Here is a 617-nt window from a genome sequence, read left to right on the forward strand (position 1 = left end):
ACCGTCAAAGCCCGTCCTGTTTTACGACGACGGTAAGACAATACATTGCCCTGAAGATCCCTTTTATGCAGATAGGCCAGGTCAACAAACGGAATGCCACGCAACATAAACATAAGAACAAAAAATACCTTTGTCTGCTGATTCTGAGATAAATAATTCGTCTCTTGTATGCTCATTTCCGTTTGACGAACCAGGTAGCTTATATCTGATGTTTCCAATGATTTCTTTCTATCTGCACGCGTTCCCGTATATACGTGTTCAAACAGTCTTGGTATATACCGGGCGCATTTCATATCAACAGCTCTGTGGTAGACAGAGCGTATTGTTTTTATGTAGGTAGAAACCGTATTCCAACTACAGTTCCGTTGTCTCAGATGGTTCTCAAACCGCTTCAGTATTGCGGAATTTAATTTACGCAAGGGCAGTTCTTGATTGTTTACAAATGTAGAAAAGGCATTTGATGTAGCCTGATAGATATGCGCAGTTCCCCATCGGCTGTTTTCGCGAAGTTCCTCAATTATCATTGAGAACATCTTCTGTAAAGTAACTTCATTTCTATTCATTCCTAAATAATTTATATAATTTCATCGTGCAATATATATAAAATGAACATGAAT

Annotated in this window: 1 protein-coding gene; it reads right to left on the minus strand. The window is 38.6% G+C overall.

The window, feature by feature from the left end; genetic code table 11:
- On the minus strand, positions 1-563 hold a 563-nt coding region (locus DW036_RS25110; RefSeq protein WP_187374680.1), incomplete at its 3' end, for a phage integrase SAM-like domain-containing protein.
- Between the last annotated feature and the right edge of the window lie 54 nt (positions 564-617).

The organism is Bacteroides sp. AF39-11AC (assembly GCF_003474285.1).
Lineage (GTDB): Bacteria > Bacteroidota > Bacteroidia > Bacteroidales > Bacteroidaceae > Bacteroides.